Here is a 19360-nt window from a genome sequence, read left to right on the forward strand (position 1 = left end):
CGTGAGCCCCGCAAACCCCTATCAGTCGCTGCCGGTTCGCGCCTTCTGGCGCCCGGCCGTGGCCGAACCCGACCCGCTCGCCGTCGAAGACCTCTGGACCCCGAAGTTCACCCTGGGCCAGGACGATCCCGTCCTGACCGCCGGTTCCTGCTTCGCCGCCCACATCGGCCGCGCCCTGCTGGAGCGCGGCATGAACTGGTGCGACACCGAACCAGCCCCTCCCGGGCTGACCAAGGAGCAACGCAGGGACCGGCACTACGGCCTGTTCTCGTTCCGCACCGGCAACATCTACACCCCCGCCGTCCTGCACCAGTGGCTCTCCTGGGCCTTCGGCCACACCGCCGCGCCCCGCACCACCTGGCTGGAGGAGGGCAGGTACCACGACCCCTACCGCCCGGCCGTCGAACCGGACGGCTACGCGTCCGAGGAAGAGCTGCTGGAGGCCAGGGAGTCGACCCTCGCGGCGATCCGCCGTGGCATCACCACGGCGAGCTGCCTGGTCTTCACCCTGGGGCTGACCGAGTCCTGGCGGGACGGCGCCGACGGCACCACGTACCCGGTCTGCCCCGGCACCGTACGCGGCACCTTCGACGCCGGGCGGCACGTCTTCCACCAGGCCTCCTTCGACGAGGTGCACCGCGACCTGCTCGCGGCCTTCGCCGTCGCCCGCGCGGCCAATCCGGACCTGCGGATCCTGCTCACCGTCTCGCCCGTCCCGCTCACCGCGACGGCGACCGGCGAGCACGTGCTGAGTGCCAACAGCCACTCCAAGTCCGTCCTGCGCGCCGTCGCCGGGCAGTTGGCGCGGGACCACGCGTACGTGGACTACTTCCCGTCGTACGAGCTCGTCACCGGCGCCCCCTTCAAGGGCTCCTGGTACGAGCCGAATCTGCGGACCGTCACCCCCGAAGGCGTCGCCTTCGTCCTACGCCACTTCCTCGGCGCGTTCGGCGCGCCCGGCCCCCAGCCGCGGCCGTCCCTGACCCCCACCGCAGGACCGGGAGGAGACCCCTGTGAAGACGCCGTCCTCGACTACTACCGCCCCCGCTAGGTTCCTGCTGCTCGGCGACTCGCACGCCGGCCCGATCGGACGGGCCGCACAGGCGGCCGGGCTGCCCTTCGAAGGCGGACCGCTCGGAGCCGGACGGGAGTTCACCGACGAGTTCTTCGAACCGCGCGACGCGGACGTCGTGTTCCACGCGCCCGAGGCGGAGCGGCTCTACCGCGGCTTCCTGTCCGGGTTGCAGGCACCCGGCCTCGGAGCCGCCGGGGTCCCGGTGGTCTCGACCCTCGGGCTCAGTGTCCACTTCGTGGCCACCGCCGACAACTGGCAGCTCTACCGGGGCCCGGGCGGGCTGACGCCCGGCTTCCTGTCCAGTGCGCTGTTCGCCGACATCGTCCGTGCCTCAGTCCGTGCCGCACTCGCCTTCTACGGCCACGCGCTGAGCCTGGGCCTGCGGGTGCTGGCCGTGCTGCCGCCGCAGCGCGTACCGGCACACGCCGATCCGTTGGTCTTCATGGCGGCCCAGGACGTCGTCCGGGACGCGCTGACCGGCCTCGGCGTCGAGATCGTCGACCTGCGGGCCCGGACCACCGACGAACACGGCTTCCAGCGGCCCCAGTTGTGCGAACCAGCCGACGCGATCCACGGCAATCTCGCCTTCGGCCGCCTGATCCTGGCCGAACTGCTGGAACGCGGACTGTAGTTCACCCTTCCCCGCCCCGACCTTCCCCGCCCCACTCAGGAGAACCTCATGGAGCAGTACGAACTCGACGCCGTCAAGCAGCTCACCACCAGGCCCGCACGGCAGTACCGGACCATCGAGGTCAAGTCGATCACCCCGGTGATCGGCGCCGAGGTCACCGGCATCGACCTCTCGCGGGAGCTGCCGGACGAGCAACTGGCCGAGCTCAAGGCCGCGTTCCTCGACCACCACGTGCTGGTCCTGCGCGACCAGATCATCACGCCCGAGGACCACAAGCGCCTCGCCGCCCACTTCGGGGAGCTCCGCCCCGTCAACCCGCCCCCGGTCGACGGCGATCCGTACATCCTGGAGATCAGCACCGCCCCGGAGTCGGAGAACGTGGCCGGCAACGGCTGGCACGCCGACGGCACGGCCGACGCCGAACCCTCCCTCGGCTCGATGCTCCACATCACCCGCATCCCGGAGGGCGGCAGCGGCGGCGACACCCTGTTCGCCAACATGCACCTGGCCTACGAGATGCTGTCACCGACCATGCGGGGCCTGCTGGACGGCCTGACCGCCGTGCACGACGGCGGCATCGCCCTCCAGGGCTACACCCCGCCGGCCGACTACGTCATCCCCAAGAGCGAGCACCCGCTGGTGGTGCGCCACCCGGAGACCGACCGCAGGATCCTCTACGTCAACCGGGCCTACACCGGCCGCATCCCGCAGCTGTCGGCCGAGGAGAGCCGGGCGCTGCTCGACATGCTCTTCAGGGTCATCTCCGAGCGCCCGCTGCTGCACTGCCGGGTCCGCTGGACCCCCAACACGCTGGTCTTCTGGGACAACCGCTGCGTTCAGCACCACGCCACCTACGACTACCACCCGCTCACCCGCTACGGCCAGCGCGTGGCGATCAACGGCGGCCCGCTGAAGGCCTGAGACGGGCCCGGGGTCCGGCCCGCCGCCCGGCGGCCGCCGTCAGACCGCCGCGGCCCGGGCCAGGCTGTCCGCGAGCCCGTCCGCCAGCCGCGCGCCGACGTCCCCGGCCGACGTCCGGTCCTGCTCCGCGTAGGCCCGGACGACGGCCCGGACCCGGGCGGCCGGGTAGGTGGCGGCGTAGGCCGCCGGGTCCGAGGCCGCCAACGCGCGTGCCACGGCAGGGGCGTTCGCGAGGGCGTTCGCGTCGGCGTGCGCCCGCGCGTTGGCCTCGGTGTTCAGCTCGGCGTAGCTCGCGCCGTACGCCGCCGCCTCGTCCTCGCCGTAGCCGTTCGCCGACGCGTACGCGCCCGCCGCCGAGGCGGCCGCGGCGTAGGCGTCCGCATAGGGGTAGGCGTACCCGTACATCTCCCGCAGCGCGGGCCCGAGTGCGGCCGTCCAGGCGGGCTCGCCGACCCGCTCGCCGTTCGACGCCCGCTCGTGCAGGTCTGCCACGGCCCGGTGGCGAGCGGCGTCCCCGCCGCGCCGCGTGCTCGCCTCAGCCAGGACGGGCTGCACGCTGCGGTGGTGCCAGTCGTGGACGACGGTGAAGGGGACCTCGCCGTCCAGCCGGACCAGCTCACGGTGCACCCGGCGTGCCCACTCCCGCCCCGCGTCCGCCGCCATCACCTCGAACAGTGCCTCCCCCACACCCTTGAGCCACTCGGGCCCGGCCGCACCTGCGTCGCCGCCGAGGGAGGCGAGGAAGAGCTCGAACGTCAGCGGTTCCACGGCGGCTGCGGGTGTGGTCATGGGCGCGACTCCTGGGCTGGTGATCCGCGGGCCGGCCCGGCGGGTGCTGAGCCCTGGCCGGTCCGGAGCGGAGTGAGGGTGACTGATGATCACCTTACGAGCAGCACCGCGTTTTGTGGAGCCCCCGCCGCCGCCCGTCCACGGCCTTCCGGCGAACGGGCCGGACGCGAACCGGCGCTGTCCGTCCGTGCCACCCGCCACGCTGTGACAGGCCTGTTGCCGACGGGATGAGCCGCATCACAGCCATGACGGCCCGGTCGTGATCGACTCGGTCCATGCGCAGCCGCCTCCTCCTCCCTCTTCCCGTCGCCCTGGCCGGCGCCCTGCTGCTCGCCGGGTGCGGACCGCAGCAGGCGGGCCCGCGGAGCGGCGCACCAGCGCCGACCACCGCCGCCCTGCCCGGTGACGTGCCCTGCGGAGCTCCGCCCTCCGCTGCCCGGCCGGCCACGGGTGCTCGGGCCCTGGCCGGAGATCCCTCGGACCTGGAGAAGGACGGGGTCAGGATCACGGCCCTCAGCGGCGCCTGCGCCGAGTTCGACGTCACCAACAGCGGGGCCGCGCCCGCCACCTACTCGGTCACCTTCGAGTTCCGGTCGGCCTCCGGCGAGGCGCTGGCGACCGCACAGCAGACGGTGGCCTCCGTCGCGCCCGGACGGACGGTGCACGGCAGCGTCACCAGCGGTCGGCTGCCGGACGCGGGAGGCAGGCCGCAGGTACGCATCGCCACGGTACGCAGCGTCCCCGGCGAGGAGGCAGCCGCCCCCGGCGGGCCCTGCCCGAGGTCGGGGATCCGGGTGTACACCGATGCCGGTGACGCCGCCATGGGGCTGCGCGCCGTCAGCCTCCACCTGGAGAACTGCGGCACGCAGACCAGCCGGCTCGACGGCTACCCGCGGCTGCAACTCCTCGACGAACGGCACCAGGTCGTCGACACCGTGCAGGTCCTGCGGGGCGGCGGGGCCATCGCCACCGGCACGGGGCCGACGGCACGCCCGAGCCGCTGGCCCTGAAACCCGGCGAGCGCGCCTACGCCGTACTGGTCTGGCGCAACACCGTCGACGCCGCCGCGGGCACGCCCGTGAACGCCCCCTACCTGAGGGTGTGGGCGGAGCCGGGATCCGACCCCGTCATGGTGATCCCGGAACTCGACCTGGGCACCACGGGCCGGCTCGGCGTCGGCCCGTGGAAGAAGGACGAGCCCCAGGGCCGACCGGGCCCCGCCGAAACCGCCGCCGGCACACAGCCACCCGGATAGCACCGGCCGCGCGCGGGCCACGGGTGCGGCCGGGCCCGAGAGTGCTTCCGTCCGCACCCATGCCGTCCGCGCTGCCGCCCTGCCGGTCGCGGCGTGTCCGCAACGACACGCCCTGGCCACGGCAGGGAAGTGACGGTGAACCAGGGCCCGCGCTCCTACCGTGGGCGTATGCGCGATGACGGAGCGTCGGCGGACGGTGCGGGGTTGGTTCCAGGGCAGGAGCCGCCTCCCGCGGTGTTCGCGGAGAACCTGAAGGAGCAGTTGTACGCCACGCTCACGCTGATGACGGTGGCGCTGGGCCTCGCCCAGGCGGAACACCTCTCGCACGGCGGAGCGGCACTCACCGTCATCTCCGCGGCACTCGGGCTGTGGCTGGCGACCGTCATCGCCGATCAGCAGGCGCACATGGTCGTGTTCGGCAGCGTCGCGCGCGGCTCGGAACTGCGCCGGCTGCTCTACGTCAGCAGCCCTCTGCTCACCGCTGCCGCGGGTCCGCTGCTCCTCATCGCGCTCTCCGCACTGGGGGCACTCTCCCTGCGCACCGCGCTGTACACGGCGGCCTGGCTCGGCGCCGCCGCGCTGTTCGGCTGGGGCTGCGCGGCCGGCCTGCGGATGGGCACCAGCCGGGTCGCCGCCCTGGTGGTGGGTCTGCTGGACCTCGCGGTGGGAGCGGTCGTCGTCCTGGTCAAGCTGGCCGCGGGACACTGAACCGCCGCCCCGGGCTCACGGACCTCCCGGCCGGCATGCCGGTCCGTCCGCCCGGGAGTGCCCGGGCGGTCGTCTCCTCGAACACGGTGGTGCGCGACCCGGCCGTCGCCTCGGCGGGAGCCGGTTCCCACGGTGCGGCCGTGAGCCGGCCGGAGCCGGGGCCGGCGGGCGCCCCCCGGCGGCGCGGAGCGTCGCAGGCTCAGAGCGTCGGCCGCCATCCGAGCGCGGGGGCGAGACCGGTGGCGATGTCGGTGAGGATCTGCACGTAGTCCTCGTGGTCGAAGGTGAACGGCAGCGCGAAGACGACCTCGTCGACCTCCCGGAACGCGGCATGACTGTAGAGCTGTTCGGCGATCTCCGCGGACGTCCCGATCAGGTCCGGCGCGAACATCATCCGCGCCGGCCCCTGCGGGGCCGTGGTGCGCGGGGTCCGGTTCAGCACGTACTCCCGGTACTTGGCACGCTGCCGTGCCGACGCACCGTCGGTGGGGATGACGACCAGCCCCTGGGAGACCCGGCCGTGCGCGCCCTCGGGGTGGTGGGCCCGGAAGGCGGCGATCTGCGAGCGTTGGATCTCGGCGAAGTCCTGCGACTCCTCCGCCCGCACCACGTTGCTGGTCAGCAGGCCCAGCCCCTGCTCACCCGCCCACCGCGCCGAACGCAGGCTCCCGCCGCCGTACCACATGCGGCTTGCCAGGCCGGGCGCGACAGGCTGGACCCGGTCGGAGTACACCTCGATGCCCTCGACCCCGCTGAAGTCGGTGGCCGGCTCGCCCCGGACGAAGTCCAGCAGCCGCCGCGCCCGCTCGTAGCCGAAGTCCTCGGCTTCGGCGGTGTCGGGGTGGAGCGCCGGGGCGACCTGATCGTAGTGTCCGGGGCGTCCGACGCTGATGCCGGGATTGAGCCTGCCGCCGGACAGCAGATCGACGGTCGCCAGGTCCTCGGCCAGCCGCAGCGGGTTCTCCCACCCCAGCGGGATGACCGCGGTACCCAGCTGGATGTGGCTGGTGCGCTGCGAGGCCGCCGCCAGCACGGCGACGGGAGAGGATATCCCGTACTGCAGGTGCCGGTGGCGCACCCAGGCGCTGTCGAATCCCAGGTGCTCGCCGAGTTCGATGAGCCGGAGCGTCGACTCGTGTCCGTGGCCGGGGTCGGCTGGGTCGAACAGCCCGATGGTCAGAAATCCCAGCTTGCGAAGCGGGTGCGAGGGCGACGGCACCGTTCTCCTCCGTCCTCCGCGACGGCTCGGCAGCGAGCGGCGCGGTTCGGCTTCCACGGCCCGGGTTCAGGTCACCGGACATCCGGCCCACCGTCACACACCGGTCCCCGGCGCTCAAGTGCCTCATCGGAAATGCAATCAGGGGCAACACTCACGCAACGTCCGTGCAGGAAGCGCGCAAGGATCACGAAGAGGCGCCGGCGTCGCCGCCGGTCGGCAGGCGGACGGACCTGCCGGCCGGCTCGGGGGCGTCCCGGTCGGTCACTCGAACGCGGCGGCGGCCTCCCGCAGGGCCTGCGCCACGGTCTCCGGGTCGTAGGGGGCGGGCTCGCCGGGCAGGTAGGTCACCGAGCGGAGGTCTCCGCCGTAGCGGAAGCTGCGGTGGCGCTCGTACAGCGGCCAGGAGACCGGGGACTTGCGGTCGACGCCGACACTGATCCCCTGGAAGGGCGCCATGCCGATCAGCTGGTGCACCGGGCCCAGGTGTCCGGTCTCCGTGCCGTCGACGAGCAGCCGGAACTCCCACCTGAGGTCCGCCACCGCCGTCGCCACGACGGTGACCGTGCGTGCTCCGGGGGCGAGTTCGCCGCCGTCCGTCTCGTACAGCTCGCCGTACTCGTTGTAGGCGAAGCGCAGCCGCCCGTCCTCGACGTAGAGGCTGTAGCCGCCGCCCTGGTCGCCGTGCGAGACGAGTACGCCCTGGTGGTGGGCGCGGTGCTCGGCGAGGTCGACGAGGATGTCGAAGGAGCGGAAGGAGATCAGCCGGGAGGAGCGGTAGCGTTCCAGCTCGGGGGTGCCGGCGAGCAGGGTGAGCGGCCGGCGCAGCCGGGCGTCCTCCGGGTGGCGCAGGGCGAGCGCGCCGGAGCCGTCGGCGAGCGGGAAGACGCCGTTGCGCCAGGCCGCGTTCTCCCAGACCTCGGCCAACTCCTTGACCACCTCAGGGAATTCGGCGGAGACGTCGTCGATCTCGGTGGGGTCGTGACGCAGGTCGTACAGGGCCCATTCCCCGTCGTCGTACGGGGTGCCGGGGCGGTGCAGGGTGACGAGCTTCCAGCCGTCGCGGTAGTAGCTGCGGTTGCCGGTCATCTCGCAGTACTGCTCGCCGTGGGTGCTGTCGGCGTCCGCCGCGCGCAGGACGGAGGCGAAGCTCGCGCCGTCGACCTCCTGGACCGGTCGCCCGTCGCGCTCCTGCGGCCGCTGCACGCCGGCCAGTTCGAACAGGGTGGGGAGGATGTCGGTGACGTACTGGTACTGGCTGCGCACCCCGGTGTCGCCTTCGGCGCGCGGCAGGCCGGCGGGCCAGGAGAGGACGAACGGGACGCGCACCCCGCCCGCGTAGGTCTGGCCCTTGTAGAGGCGGAAGGGGGTGTTGGAGGCCATGCCCCAGCCGCGCGGGTAGTGGACCAGGCTCTGCGGGCCGCCGATCAGCTCGATCTCCCGCTCGACGTCCGGGTTCCAGTCGGCGGGCAGGTCGGGATGGTGGACGAAGCGGCTGAAGTAGCTGCGGGTGCCCTCGGGGCCGCCTTCACCGGTACCGCCGTTGTCGGAGGTGAACAGGATGACGGTGTTGTCGAGTTCGCCGAGTGCGGCGAGGGTGTCGGTGAGCCGGCCGAGGTTCTGGTCGACATTGTCGACCATCGCCGCGTACACCTCCATGTAGCGGGCGTACAACTTCTTCTGCACGTCGGTGAGTTCGTCCCAGGGCCCGACGTCGTAGCCCGCCTCGGAGTTGCGGTCGGGCAGTCGGGTGCCCGCCGGGAAGTGGCCGGCGGCGAGCTGGCGGGCGAAGCGGGCGGCGCGCAGTTCGTCCCAGCCGCCGTCGTAGCGGCCCTGGTGCCGGGCGAGGTCCGCCGGCTTGGCCTGGAGGGGGCCGTGGACGGCGTTGTGCGCGAGGTAGAGGAAGAACGGCTTGTCGGCGTCGTGGGCACGCAGCGACTTGACCATGGCGACGGCCTGGTCGGTGATGTCGTCGGTGTAGTAGTAGCCGTCGGGGAACTCGTCGATGTCCAGCGGGCTGTTGTCACGAACGAGTTGGTGCGGGTGGAAGAGACTGGTCAGACCCTCCAGGACCCCGTAGTACTGGTCGAATCCCTTCTGCAGGGGCCAGTTGGAGCGGTCGTTCGCCGCGTTGGAGGCGGAGTCACGGGTCAGGTGCCACTTGCCGACGGCGTAGGTGGCGTAGCCAAAGTCGTGCAGCGTCTCGGCGAGGGTCGGGATGTCGCGGGCCACCTCCATGCCGTAGCCGGGGAAGCCGGGGTCGGCGTTGGCGACGAAGGAGTAGCCGACGCGGTGCGGGTTGAGGCCGGTGAGCAGCGCGGCGCGGGCCGGGGAGCAGAGCGGCATGGTGTGGTAGTTGGCGAGCCGGACGCCGTTCGCGGCGAGGCGGTCCAGGGTCGGGGTGGGGATCTCCGAGCCGAACGGTCCGATGTCGCTGTAGCCCATGTCGTCGATCAGCACGACGACGATGTTGGGCGCGCCCTGGCGGGCGCTGGTGCGGGCGGGCCAGGCGGGGACGGACTCGCGGAAGGTGCGGCCGACGGTGCCGGGGAAGTCGTCGTAGGGGTCGCGGCGGGTGCTCATACGGTGCTCCGGGTGGTCAGGTGGGGTACGGCGGCCAGCAGGGCGGCCGTGTACGGGTGCCCAGGGTCGGTGACGATCTGGTCGGCGGGGCCGGTCTCGACGATCCGGCCCTGGTGCATGACGGCGATCCGGTGGCTGACCTGCCGGACCACGGCGAGGTCGTGGGCGATGAACAGGATCGCCAGGCCGAGGTCGCGCTGCAGTCCGGCCAGCAGGTCGAGCATCTGGGCCTGCACCGAGACGTCGAGGGCGGAGACGGGTTCGTCGCAGATCAGGACGCTGGGCCGGGGTGCGAGCGCCCGGGCGATGCCGATGCGCTGGCGCTGGCCGCCGGAGAAGGCGCGCGGGTGGCGGTCGGCGCTCGCCGGGTCCAGGCCGACCTGCCGGAGCAGTTCGGCGACCCGGGGGGACCGCTCCGCCCGGTCGCCGAGACCGTGGGCGATCAGCGGTTCGGCGAGGATCTGACCGACGGTCATCCGGGGGTTGAGCGAGGAGTACGGGTCCTGGAAGACCATCTGGATCTCGCGCCGGGCGGCGCGGGAGACGGCCAGGTCCTCGCCCCGGTAGCGGATGTCGCCCGCCGTCGGCGGGTGTGCCCGGACCAGGGCGCGGGCCAGGGTGGACTTGCCGGAGCCGGACTCGCCGACCAGGCCGAGGGTCTCCCCCGGGCGCAGCACGAGGTCCACGCCGTCCAGTGCGGTGACCGGCCGGCGGCGCGGTCCGTAGGTCCCCCGCAGGCCGCTGACGGTGAGCAGCGGATCGCCGGCGGGGGTGGCGTGGGCGGCGGCGGAGGAGGGCTCGTCCAGGCGCGGGACGGCGGCCAGCAGCCTTGCGGTGTAGGTGTGCCGGGGGCGGGTGAGGACCTCCTCGGTGGGGCCGTGCTCGACCACCCGGCCCTGGTGCATCACCAGGACGCGCCGGCAGGTCTGCGCGATGACGCCGAGGTCGTGGCTGATCAGGACCAGTGCGGTGCCGCGTTCGCGGTTGATCCGCTCCAGCAGGCGGAGGATCTGCTGCTGGACCGTCGGGTCGAGTGCGGTGGTGGGCTCGTCGGCGACCAGCACGTCCGGGTCGCCTGCCAGGGCGAGCGCGATCATGACGCGTTGGCGCTGGCCGCCGGAGAACTGGTGCGGGTGGTCGCGCAGGCGCCGCGCGGCGTCGGGGATGCCGACCAGGTCGAGCAGTTCCACCGCCCGGGCGGCCCGCTTCGCCCGGCCGTCGGAGCCGTGGGCGCGCAGCGCTTCGTCGAGTTGGCGGCCGACGGTGAGGACCGGGTTGAGCGAGGACATCGGGTCCTGGAAGATCATCGCGATCCGTCGGCCGCGCACCGCACGCAGCGCGGGCTCGGGCAGGGTGGCGAGGTCCTGCCCGTCGAGCAGCACCGAGCCGACGGAGATCCGGCCGCCGGCGGGCAGCATGCGCAGCAGCGCGAGCGCGGTGGTGGACTTGCCGGATCCGGACTCGCCGACGATGCCCAGGGTCTCCCCCGCGGCGAGTTCGAAGCCGACCCCGGCGACGGCCTCGGCGCCGGCGAACTCGACGTGCAGGTCGCGGACTTCGAGTACGGCACTCATCGGCGGATCCCCTCGTTCAGGGCTTCGGCGATCAGGGTGAGGCCGAGGACCAGGGCGGTGACCGCGATCAGCGGGGCGGCCGCGAAGGCGGGGTGGGTGGCGAGATAGGCCGTCGACTGGCTGAGGATCCCGCCGAGCGAGGGCTCCGGGGGCCGCACCCCGACCCCGAGGAAGCTCATGGCGCCCTCGATGAAGACGGCCAGCGAGAGCGCGACGGCGCTCTGCACGATCAGCGGGTCGACGGCGTTCGGCAGCACGTGCCGCAGCAGCACGCGCAGCCGGGACGCACCGCCGACCCGGGCGGCGAGGGCGTACTCGCGCTCGCGCTGCACCAGGATCCCGGCGCGCAGTTGGCGCCCGAAGCCGGGGATCTCGGCCAGCGCGATCACGATGATCACCGGCCACCGGCCGGGGCCGAGCACCGCCGTGACGGCGAGCGCCAGGATCAGCCCGGGGAAGGCCAGCAGCAGGTCGAAGACCCGCTGCACGGCGAGGTCGGCCCACCTGGAGAGGCCGGACAGCAGGGCCAGCGCGCAGCCGGACAGCGCGCCGGCCGGCACCGCGGTGAGACCGATCAGCAGGTCGGTGCGGATCCCGTACAGGACCCGGCTGAACAGGTCGCGCCCGAGGTCGTCGGTGCCGAACAGGTGGTTCCCGCTCGGGCCGGCGAGCGCGAGTGAGCTCTGTGCGGTGGGGTCGGTGCCGGTCAGGACGGGGGCGAGCAGCCCGGCCAGGACCACGGCACCCACCAGCGTGATTCCGGTGGCGCCGCGCACAGTGCGCAGGCCGGCTGGCAGCGGGAGGCGAACGGCAAGGGTGGTCAACGGGTCACTCCCACCTGATCCGGGGGTCCGACCAGGCGTATGCCAGGTCGGTGAGCAGTTGGACGGCGACGTACACGGCGACGAGCAGCAGGAGCAGGTCCTGCACCACCGGGTAGTCGCGGCGCAGCACGCCCTGTTCGGCGAGCTGGCCGAGGCCGGGCCAGGCGAAGATGGCCTCCACCAGGACCGCCCCGCCGAGGAGTTGGCCGATCTGTAGGCCGAGTACGGTGATGGCGGAGGGCAGTGCGTTGGGGAGGGCGTGCAGCCAGACGATCCGGCGGCGGGAGACGCCGAGCGCGGTGGCGGTGCGGACGTAGTCCTCGGCGAGGGCGCGCTCCAGGCCGTCCCCCAGGTAGCGGGCCAGCACGGCGGCGCTGGGCAGGGCGAGGCAGACGGCGGGCAGCAGCAGGTACTGCACGCCGATGTCGGGCTGGTCGAGGATCGATTCGTGTCCGCCGGGCGGCAGCAGTCGCAGGGTGACCGCGAAGACGAGCACCAACAGCACGCCGGTGACGAAGGGCGGCACCGCGAGCACCGCCGTGGTCAGCGCCCGGACGGCGGCCGCCACCGGGCCGCGCCGGACGGTCGCGCCGAGCACGCCGAGCGGCAGCGCGAGCGCGATGACCAGCACCACTGCACCGAGGGCGAGTTCGACGGTGTTGCCGAGCCCTTCGCCGATCAGGTCGGCGACCTGCCCGCCGATCGCGTAGCTCGGCCCGAGGTTCCCGGTGACGAGGTGGCCGAGCCAGTGCAGGTACTGGCCGGGCAGCGGTTGGTCGAGGCCGAGGCGGGCCCGGACGGCGGCCACGGCCTCGGGTCCGGCGTCCGGTCCGGCGAGGCTGGTGGCCGGGTCGCCGGGGATCAGCCGCAGGATCAGGAAGATCAGGAAGGAGGCCGCCAGCAGTACCAGCAGCGCGGAGGGCAGGCGCTTGAGCAGGAAGGTACGCATCGTGTCAGGCCGTCAGGTAGGCGTCGTCGAGGTTGAGGTAGTTGAACTTGTTGAGCGTCGCGCCCCGGACCTTGGCGGTGGCGACCTCGATCTCGCCGCCGATCGCGAGGTCGATGACGAACTCCTCGTCCAGCAGGGTGTCGGTGATCTGCTGGTAGAGCGCCTTCGCGTCGGCGCTGTCGCTGTCCGCGCGGTTCCAGGCGCGCTGCACGATGTCGGTGTAGGCGGGCGAGGAGAAGTGCGAGCTGTTCCTGGCCTCGTTGAACGGGTAGGCGCTCACCGCCAGGGTGGCCGGGTGGAGTTGGGCGAAGCCGTGGCTGAGTGTCCACAGCGCGGGCATGCTCTGCGAGATGAGCTGCTTCTGCATGGTCGGCGAGTCGGTGGGCTGGAGGACGGTCTCGATACCGACCTGCTTGAGGTCGTACTGCAGGATCTGGGCGATCGCGGTGTCCCCGGGGGTGGCCGAGTGGGCGAACGGCAGGGTGATCGGGCCCAGACCCGCCTGCTTCAGCAACTCCCGTGCCTTGTCCGGGTCGTGGCGGTAGTGGGTGGCGTTCGCGTCGCTGTACGCGGGCGAGGACTTGGGCCAGGGCGCCGAGGAGGCGAGGCCGTAGCCGCCGAGTGCCTGCTGCACGAGCCGGTCGCGGTCGACGGCCCAGGCGATCGCCTGGCGGACCCGCTTGTCGCCCACGTGCTCGGCGGTGACGTTGACGCCGATGTAGTACGCGCCGGCGCCGGTGTCGTACGGCTTGATCCGGAACCGGGGGTCGGCCCCCAGCGTGGCGACGTCCTTGCCCTGCACGTTGTACGAGAGCTGGCTCTGCCCGGTCTTCAGCGAGGACAGCAGGGAGTCGGCCTGCGGGATGATCCGGATCTCCACGCCGTCGAGGTAGGGGCGGCCGGGGTTCCAGTACTTTTCGTTGCGGGTGAGGCTGATCGAGGCGCCCGGCTTGCGCTCGCCGAACCGGAACGGGCCGGTGCCGATCAGCCGCCCGCCCGCGACGGCGTCCTCGACGGTGGCCGAGTCCGTGATGATCATGAATTCGAAGAGGTCGAACAGGTTGCTCACCGGGTGCGTCAGCAGCAGGGTCAGCTCGTGGTCGCCGTTCTTGCGGAAGTCGGTGACAGCGGCGGCCGTTGACCTCAACTGGGCCGAGCGAGCGGGGTTCTGGAGGTTCTTGACGGCGAAGACGACGTCGTCGGCGGTGAACTTCCGCCCGTTGTGGAACAGCACGTCGTCGCGGAGCTCGAAGGTGATGCTCTTCCCGTCCGCGCCGAGCTGCCAGGAGGTGGCCAACTCGGGCTGCGGCTTGAGCTGGTCGTCGTATCTGGTAAGGGTGTTGAAGACCAGCCGCTGCACCAGGGTGTTGGCGCTCTGGGCGAAGAGCAGGCTCGGGGTGAAGTCGATGCCGGTCGCCACCGTGAGCGTGCCGCCGCGGCGCGGGCTCGCCGAGGCGGCGGTCGGGCCGCTGTCGGCGGCGGAGCGGCAGGCCGCCAGCGCGAACAGGCCGGCCGCGGCGGCGGAACCGCGGAGCAGGGAGCGGCGGGAGAGCGCGTTCATGACTGAAGTCCTTCGGGTGTGGGTTAGTTGTTCTCGCGGCGGAATGAATTCGGGCCGAGGAGCCCCGCGCCTGGGCCACGGTCAGGTGACGGCGGGCGCCGGGCGGCCGAGACAGGACAGCGGGGAGCGGAACAGCTCGCCGAGCACCGCCGCACCGGCCGCCACCGCGAGTGCATCGCGGCCGCACCGGGGGGTGACCACCAGCTCCGGGCCGCCGCCCAGGTGCGAGTGGTGCAGCACCTCGGCGCGCACGGCGTCCAGGTAGCGTTCGTCGAGCACGGCGAAGGTCTCGGTGAGCACCACCACGTCCGGATTGACGACGTCCACCAGCAGCGCCACCGCCTGCCCGATCAGCCGGGCCCGGCGCAGCACCAGCCGGTCGGCGCGGGCGTCGCCGGCCCGCACCGCCGCGATCATCTCCGCCCGTTCGGGTGCGGCGATGACGCCCGCGGTGACGGCGTCCCGGTAGAGGGTGGTGTCCGAGGCCGCCGCCGCGAAGCAGCCGCGCCGGCCGCAGGGGCAGTCGGCCGTGCCGCCGGGCACCCGCAGGTGCGCCACCTCGCCGGTGGCGCCCTGTGGGCCCAGGTGCACCCGGCCGCCGACGGCGAGCGCCACGTCCACCACATGGCCGACGAACAACTGCACCAGGCTGCGCCGGGCCGCCGGACGTCCGAAGAGGATCTCCGCCTGGGCCAGCGCCCGCGCGTGGTTGTCCACCCGCACGGGCAGTCCGCTCGCCCGCTCCAGCAGCCGTCCGAGCGGGACCTCGTACCAGCCGAGTGGCTCGTGACGGACCGTCACCCCTCGTTCGGGGTCGACCGTGCCGCCGGTGATCGCGCCGAGCCCGAACACCTGCCGTCCTCCGGGCACCTCGGCGAGGAAGCCGGGGATCCGCGCGAGCAGCCGGTCCAGCACCGGTCGGCCGGTCAGGCCGCGGTGGTCGAGCACCTCCTGTACCAGCAGGTTCCCGCGCAGGTCGAGCAGGGAGAGCGTGGAGTACGGCGCGCCCACGTGCACCCCGGCGACCGCGAGCCGCTCGGTGTCGATGTCCACCGGCAGCTGCGGCCGACCCACGCTCCCGGCGCCGGCCAGCTCCGGCCGCTCGCCCAGCAGCCCGAGCGCGAGCAGGCCGACCACCTGCCGGGAGACCGCGGCGGGACTCAGGCCGGACAGGGCGGCGATCCGGCTGCGGGCGACCGGCCCGTGGTCCAGCACGGTGCGCAGCACGCTCGCGGCGTTCACGTCGCGCCGGTCGTCGCCCGGCCGCGCGGTGGGCCCGGGGTAGGCGGTGATCTCAGGCTCCCGGCCGGGCGGCTTCGAGCTCCTCGGCCGGGACGATCCCGGCGACCGCGGGCGGCTCGACGGGCTCCAACAGGCGGCTCGGGGCGCCGTCCACGCCGACCGGCAGGTCGCCGTCCAGCGTGATCCGGCGCACCAGGCGCGGCTGGTCGCCGTAGTCGTTGACCGCGTAGTGCTGGGTGGCCCGGTTGTCCCAGACCGCCACATCGCCGACCTGCCAGTCCCAGCGGACGGTGTTCTCCAGGCGCTCGACGTACCGCTGGAACAGTGCGATCAGTGCCTTGCTGTCGGCGCCGGAGACACCCTGGATCCGCTGGGCGAACGCGCCGAGCAGCAGGCTCCGCTCACCGGTCACCGGGTGGACCCGGACCAGCGGGTGCTCGGTCTTGAAAGCGGTGGAGACGAAGACCTGGCGGAACAGCTCGGCGATCTCCCGGTTGTCCGCCAGCTCGGGCTTCAGCGCGAGCGTGGCGGCGTAGTCGTAGTCGTTGGTGTGCACGGCGCGCAGGCTCTCGGCCAGCGTCTTCAGCGGCGCCGGCAGGTCGTCGTACGCGGCCGCCGTGTTGGCCCATACCGTGGAGCCGCCGGCCTCGGGGAGCTCCAGCGCGCGCAGGATCGAGGCCTTCGGGTACGAGGGCACGAAGGTCACGTCGGTGTGCCAGTTGTTGGCGCGGACACCCTTGGTGGCGTCGAGCTCGAAGATGTACCGGCCGTCGGCGCTCGGCACGGTCGGGTGGTCCACCGGCTGCCCGAGCAGGCGGGCGAAGGCCTCGTGCCCGGTGTCGTCCAGATGCTGCTGGCCCCGGAAGAACAGCACCTTGTGCCGGTACAGGGCGGCCTCGATCGCGGCGACGGTCTCGGCGGGCAGGTCGCCGCCGAGGCGGACGTTGTGGACGACCGCGCCGATCCGGCCGGCGGCCGGTGCGAGACGCAGTTCGGTGATGGCAGTGGTCATGGCTGTCCCTCGGAAGTCGTACGGGAAGGGGGAGCGGCGCGGGCGGGAGCCTCGGCGCGGCGAGAACAGCGGGAGCGTCGCAGGACGCGTCAGGAGGAGACGGCGCAGCGACAGGAGGGGCAAGCGGTACGGCACATGGCGGTCATCGCCCCTCCTTCTTCTCCGGCTGCGAGCAGGTCGTGGGCTCATGCTGGCGAGCCGCGGGGCACCCTGTCAAACACCATCTCGCCTGCTGGGAAAGGGTGTTGCGGCCGTGTGACGCCGCGTTGCGACGGATGGCCGCCGGTGGCGACCTGCCGCCCGATCTTGAGGGCTTCTGACTGTTGCCGAAAGGCCGTACACCCCGTAACGACGGATGGACAACCACCTTGGGCGGGAAGCCCGGTGGGTGGCAATCAGGTCGCGATACCAGGCGTACGACGCCTTCGGGGTGCGGCGCTGCGGCGTGAAGTCGACCCTCGCCGTACAGCAGACGTTCAGTACTCCTGCGCGCGGATTCGGTGCCCCACCCAGCCGCGTGCCGTGTTCCTCGGCACCTCACGTCCTGGCAGGTGGCGGCAGCGTCCCTGCCTCTGGGCAGCTGTCAGTCACCACGCCTCGGGCCGCCATGAACACCGAGGCCAGGGCCTCGCCGGAACTGGCGGCGGTACTCGGCCGGGCTCATGCCCGTGTGCGAGGTGAAGAGGCGCCGAAACGTGCCCTTGTCGAGATAGCCGACCTGCGACATGACGTCCGCGAGGCGCAGATCGGAGGCCTCCAGGAGCACCTTGGCCTTGCCGATGCGCACGCGCTGGAGGTGGCTGAGCGGGCTCTCGCCGGTCTCGGCCCCGAACCGCCGCAGCATCGTCCTGGTGCTCACGTGGAACGCCGCCGCCAACTCGGACAGGCTGTAGGGCAGCGAGCTCCGAGCCTCGAGCCAGAGCTTCACCTCCCCGGAAAACCGCTGGCCGGGTACCGCCGAGATCGCATCATCCATGTAGGGCGCCTGACTTGTGCGACCGTCGGGTACGAGGGTGACCCGGGCGGTCACTCGGGCGATCTCGCCCCCCGACACACGGCCGACCACCTCCATGGCGAGGTCGAAGGCGGCGCTGAACGCCCCAGAGGTGGTGATCCCCGCGTCATCCACGATGAGGGCCTTCTCGTCCACCGTCGCTTTCGGGTAGCGATCAGCCAGGGCCCGCGCAAACAGCCAGGCGGTCGTCACCCGGCGCCCGTCGAGCAGCCCGGCCTCACCGAGGAGGAACGCCCCGAGGCAGATCGAAGCGATCGGCACCCCCTGCCCGGCGACGCGCCCGATCACATCGACCTCTCGGCCCAGAGCGCGCAGTCGAGCGTCCATGTCCTGTGTCGGGAGCAGCTCGAAGCCCGGCACGACGAGAAGGTCGAGCGAGGTGGGCACGGCGATCGCACCGACGGAGACACCGCCCGAGGCGGTCACTCGGCGGCGGGCGGCCACGATCGCGACCTCGAACTTCGGAGCGGTGTCGCCGCGGAGGTGCCCGGCGACCTGGTTCGCCACCGTCAACAGGTCGGCGAATCCGAACGCCTCCGAGGCGAAGCACCCGTCGAAGGCCAGGACGCCGATTCGGTACGGTGCGTGATTCATGTGGCGAGAATACCCCCGGAAGGGGGCGATCCCGCCCCTCGGCAGGAGCGTGCTCACGGGGGACGATCTGTCTCGGAGGACGGCGACATTCGCCGGCCCGTCACCGAGAAGGACATCCCCATGACTGTCACCGGCGAACTGCTAAAGCGAAACCGGATACATGCCGATCGCCACCCCGGACGCGCCTCGTCCATGGTGCCGTCGCTTCAGACGGTTCTGGTCACCTGCTGTGATCACCGCGTCGACCCCGCCCACGTGCTGGGGCTCCGACTCGACGAGGCCGTGGTGATCCGCAACGAGGGCGGCCGGGTCACACCGGACGTGCTACGGACGCTGACGACCCTCGCCACCGTGGCCCTCGTCGAGAACCTGGACCTGGACATCGAGATCGTCGTGATGCACCACACCGACTGCGGCACATCCCGCCTTGCCCGGCCGGAGCACGCCGCCCTCGCCGCACAGATCTTCGGTGTCGGCGAGGACGAGCTCGACGCCAAGCACCTCACGGACCCGGTCGCCGCGGTGAGGGCAGACCTTCGGACCCTTCGCAGCACACCGCTCATCCCGGCCGACATGCGGTTGGCCGGCCTCGTCTACGACGTGGAGACCGGCACGGTCGACCGGGTGGAGTGAGAGTGAACTGCCCGGCGCAGGCCTACCAGCAGGCGACCCCACACTGACTGACCGTCATATTCCGTCACCACGACCAACGAAGAGAGCCCCACTCGTGCCACTGCCCCCGTTCCCCGACTCACTCCTCGCCCGGGCAGCCGACCAGCTACTGCACACCGCCTGCCCACCCGCCCTGGTGGCCCACTGCCACCGCACCTACCGCTTCGGTGTCGCCCTCCTCGGCGGACGGCAAGGCGCCTTCGACGCGGAAGCCCTGTTCATCGCCGCCGCCCTGCACGACCTGGCCCTGGTCGAGGCGTACGACGACCCCGTTACCCCGTTCGAGCTGCACGGATCTCGGCTGGCCGCAGAGGAGTTGACCACCCGCGGGGCGCGGCCCGAGCTGGTCGAGCTGGTCCGGGACGCGATCGCCCTGCACATGGAGATCAGCACGGCCGACGACCCCCGGCCCGAGGTGGCCGCGGTCCACCTGGGCGCCGTGGCGGACCTCCTCGGCCTACGCCTGGACCAGTTGCCGCCCGGGCTGGTCGCCGAGGTGCTCGAACGCCACCCCCGGCAGGGGTTCTCCGCCTATGTGAGCGAGGCAATCACCCGGCAGGCGACGGCAAAACCGGACTCGACGATCGCTGCCCTGTGCCACAATGCGCGCCTACTCGACCTGGTCGCCGCGGCCCCGTTCGACGACTGACAGTGATGATGTTCGTGGTGATGTTGCCGGTGGGTCTGACCCATCGACTGACTGACGCTTCAGCTGTCCTGTTTCGGATTTGTCGGCTCA

16 protein-coding genes and 1 pseudogene are annotated in these 19360 nt (G+C 72.4%); 7 read left to right on the forward strand and 10 right to left on the reverse strand.

Annotation, left to right across the window (positions count from 1 at the left end; all coding sequences use genetic code 11):
* Window position 1 precedes the first annotated feature (1 nt).
* Genes ABD330_RS25250 through ABD330_RS25260 form a run of 3 tightly spaced genes read left to right on the forward strand, consistent with a single transcriptional unit; the run spans window position 2 to window position 2627 of the window.
* A complete protein-coding gene (locus ABD330_RS25250; protein ID WP_344468280.1) occupies window positions 2-1051 on the forward strand; it encodes a GSCFA domain-containing protein in 1050 nt (349 codons plus the stop codon).
* A complete protein-coding gene (locus ABD330_RS25255) occupies window positions 1014-1706 on the forward strand; it encodes a hypothetical protein (RefSeq protein ID WP_344468281.1) in 693 nt (230 codons plus the stop codon). The genes ABD330_RS25250 and ABD330_RS25255 overlap by 38 nt, the downstream gene beginning before the upstream one ends.
* A gap of 48 nt (window positions 1707-1754) precedes the next feature.
* Window positions 1755-2627 (forward strand): TauD/TfdA dioxygenase family protein, encoded by an 873-nt coding sequence (locus tag ABD330_RS25260; protein ID WP_344468282.1) that lies wholly within the window; start codon window positions 1755-1757, stop codon window positions 2625-2627.
* A 39-nt stretch (window positions 2628-2666) separates the two neighbouring features.
* On the opposite strand, the gene ABD330_RS25265 is transcribed toward ABD330_RS25260, so the two are convergent.
* A complete protein-coding gene (locus ABD330_RS25265) occupies window positions 2667-3416 on the reverse strand; it encodes a SpcZ (protein WP_344468283.1) in 750 nt (249 codons plus the stop codon).
* An 821-nt stretch (window positions 3417-4237) separates the two neighbouring features.
* Here ABD330_RS25265 and ABD330_RS32545 point away from each other — a divergent pair.
* Window positions 4238-4671 (forward strand): annotated as a pseudogene (locus ABD330_RS32545) (DUF4232 domain-containing protein).
* 168 nt (window positions 4672-4839) lie between these two features.
* The gene (locus ABD330_RS25275; RefSeq protein ID WP_344468285.1) at window positions 4840-5379 is read left to right on the forward strand and encodes a hypothetical protein; all 540 of its coding nucleotides are present in this window, start codon (window positions 4840-4842) and stop codon (window positions 5377-5379) included.
* Between the two features lie 199 nt (window positions 5380-5578).
* Here ABD330_RS25275 and ABD330_RS25280 read toward each other — a convergent pair whose 3' ends face one another.
* The 9 genes from ABD330_RS25280 to ABD330_RS25320 all read right to left on the reverse strand — a co-directional run bounded on the left by ABD330_RS25280 (window position 5579) and on the right by ABD330_RS25320 (window position 17949).
* Entirely contained in the window at window positions 5579-6598 is a 1020-nt protein-coding gene (locus ABD330_RS25280; protein ID WP_344468286.1) for an LLM class flavin-dependent oxidoreductase, read from the reverse strand.
* Window positions 6599-6859: 261 nt separating this feature from the next.
* Window positions 6860-9178: an arylsulfatase gene (locus tag ABD330_RS25285; protein ID WP_344468287.1), complete on the reverse strand. Its 2319-nt coding sequence runs from the start codon at window positions 9176-9178 to the stop codon at window positions 6860-6862.
* Window positions 9175-10752: an ABC transporter ATP-binding protein gene (locus tag ABD330_RS25290; protein WP_344468288.1), complete on the reverse strand. Its 1578-nt coding sequence runs from the start codon at window positions 10750-10752 to the stop codon at window positions 9175-9177. Before ABD330_RS25290 ends, ABD330_RS25285 begins: the two co-directional genes overlap by 4 nt.
* Complete coding sequence (locus ABD330_RS25295) at window positions 10749-11576, reverse strand: ABC transporter permease (RefSeq protein ID WP_344468289.1); 828 nt, start codon at window positions 11574-11576, stop codon at window positions 10749-10751. The genes ABD330_RS25290 and ABD330_RS25295 overlap by 4 nt, the downstream gene beginning before the upstream one ends.
* A 4-nt stretch (window positions 11577-11580) precedes the next feature.
* Entirely contained in the window at window positions 11581-12525 is a 945-nt protein-coding gene (locus ABD330_RS25300; protein ID WP_344468290.1) for an ABC transporter permease, read from the reverse strand.
* A 4-nt stretch (window positions 12526-12529) separates the two neighbouring features.
* On the reverse strand, window positions 12530-14086 hold the full coding sequence (locus ABD330_RS25305; protein WP_344468291.1) for an ABC transporter substrate-binding protein: 1557 nt from the start codon (window positions 14084-14086) through the stop codon (window positions 12530-12532).
* An 81-nt stretch (window positions 14087-14167) separates the two neighbouring features.
* Window positions 14168-15328, reverse strand: a complete 1161-nt coding sequence (locus tag ABD330_RS25310) for an ROK family protein (RefSeq protein ID WP_344468292.1) — start codon at window positions 15326-15328, stop codon at window positions 14168-14170.
* Window positions 15329-15380: 52 nt separating this feature from the next.
* Window positions 15381-16340 carry a TauD/TfdA dioxygenase family protein gene (locus ABD330_RS25315; RefSeq protein WP_344468293.1) on the reverse strand — a complete coding sequence of 320 codons (960 nt, stop codon included), beginning with the start codon at window positions 16338-16340 and terminating at the stop codon, window positions 15381-15383.
* A 583-nt stretch (window positions 16341-16923) separates the two neighbouring features.
* Complete coding sequence (locus ABD330_RS25320) at window positions 16924-17949, reverse strand: GlxA family transcriptional regulator (RefSeq protein ID WP_344468294.1); 1026 nt, start codon at window positions 17947-17949, stop codon at window positions 16924-16926.
* A 120-nt stretch (window positions 17950-18069) separates the two neighbouring features.
* Between ABD330_RS25320 and ABD330_RS25325 the strand changes: the two genes are divergently transcribed.
* Complete coding sequence (locus ABD330_RS25325) at window positions 18070-18582, forward strand: carbonic anhydrase (protein WP_344468295.1); 513 nt, start codon at window positions 18070-18072, stop codon at window positions 18580-18582.
* Window positions 18583-18676: 94 nt separating this feature from the next.
* Window positions 18677-19270 carry an HD domain-containing protein gene (locus ABD330_RS25330; protein WP_344468296.1) on the forward strand — a complete coding sequence of 198 codons (594 nt, stop codon included), beginning with the start codon at window positions 18677-18679 and terminating at the stop codon, window positions 19268-19270.
* Window positions 19271-19360: the final 90 nt, after the last annotated feature.

Source organism: Kitasatospora kazusensis (genome assembly GCF_039529945.1).
Lineage (GTDB): Bacteria > Actinomycetota > Actinomycetes > Streptomycetales > Streptomycetaceae > Kitasatospora > Kitasatospora kazusensis.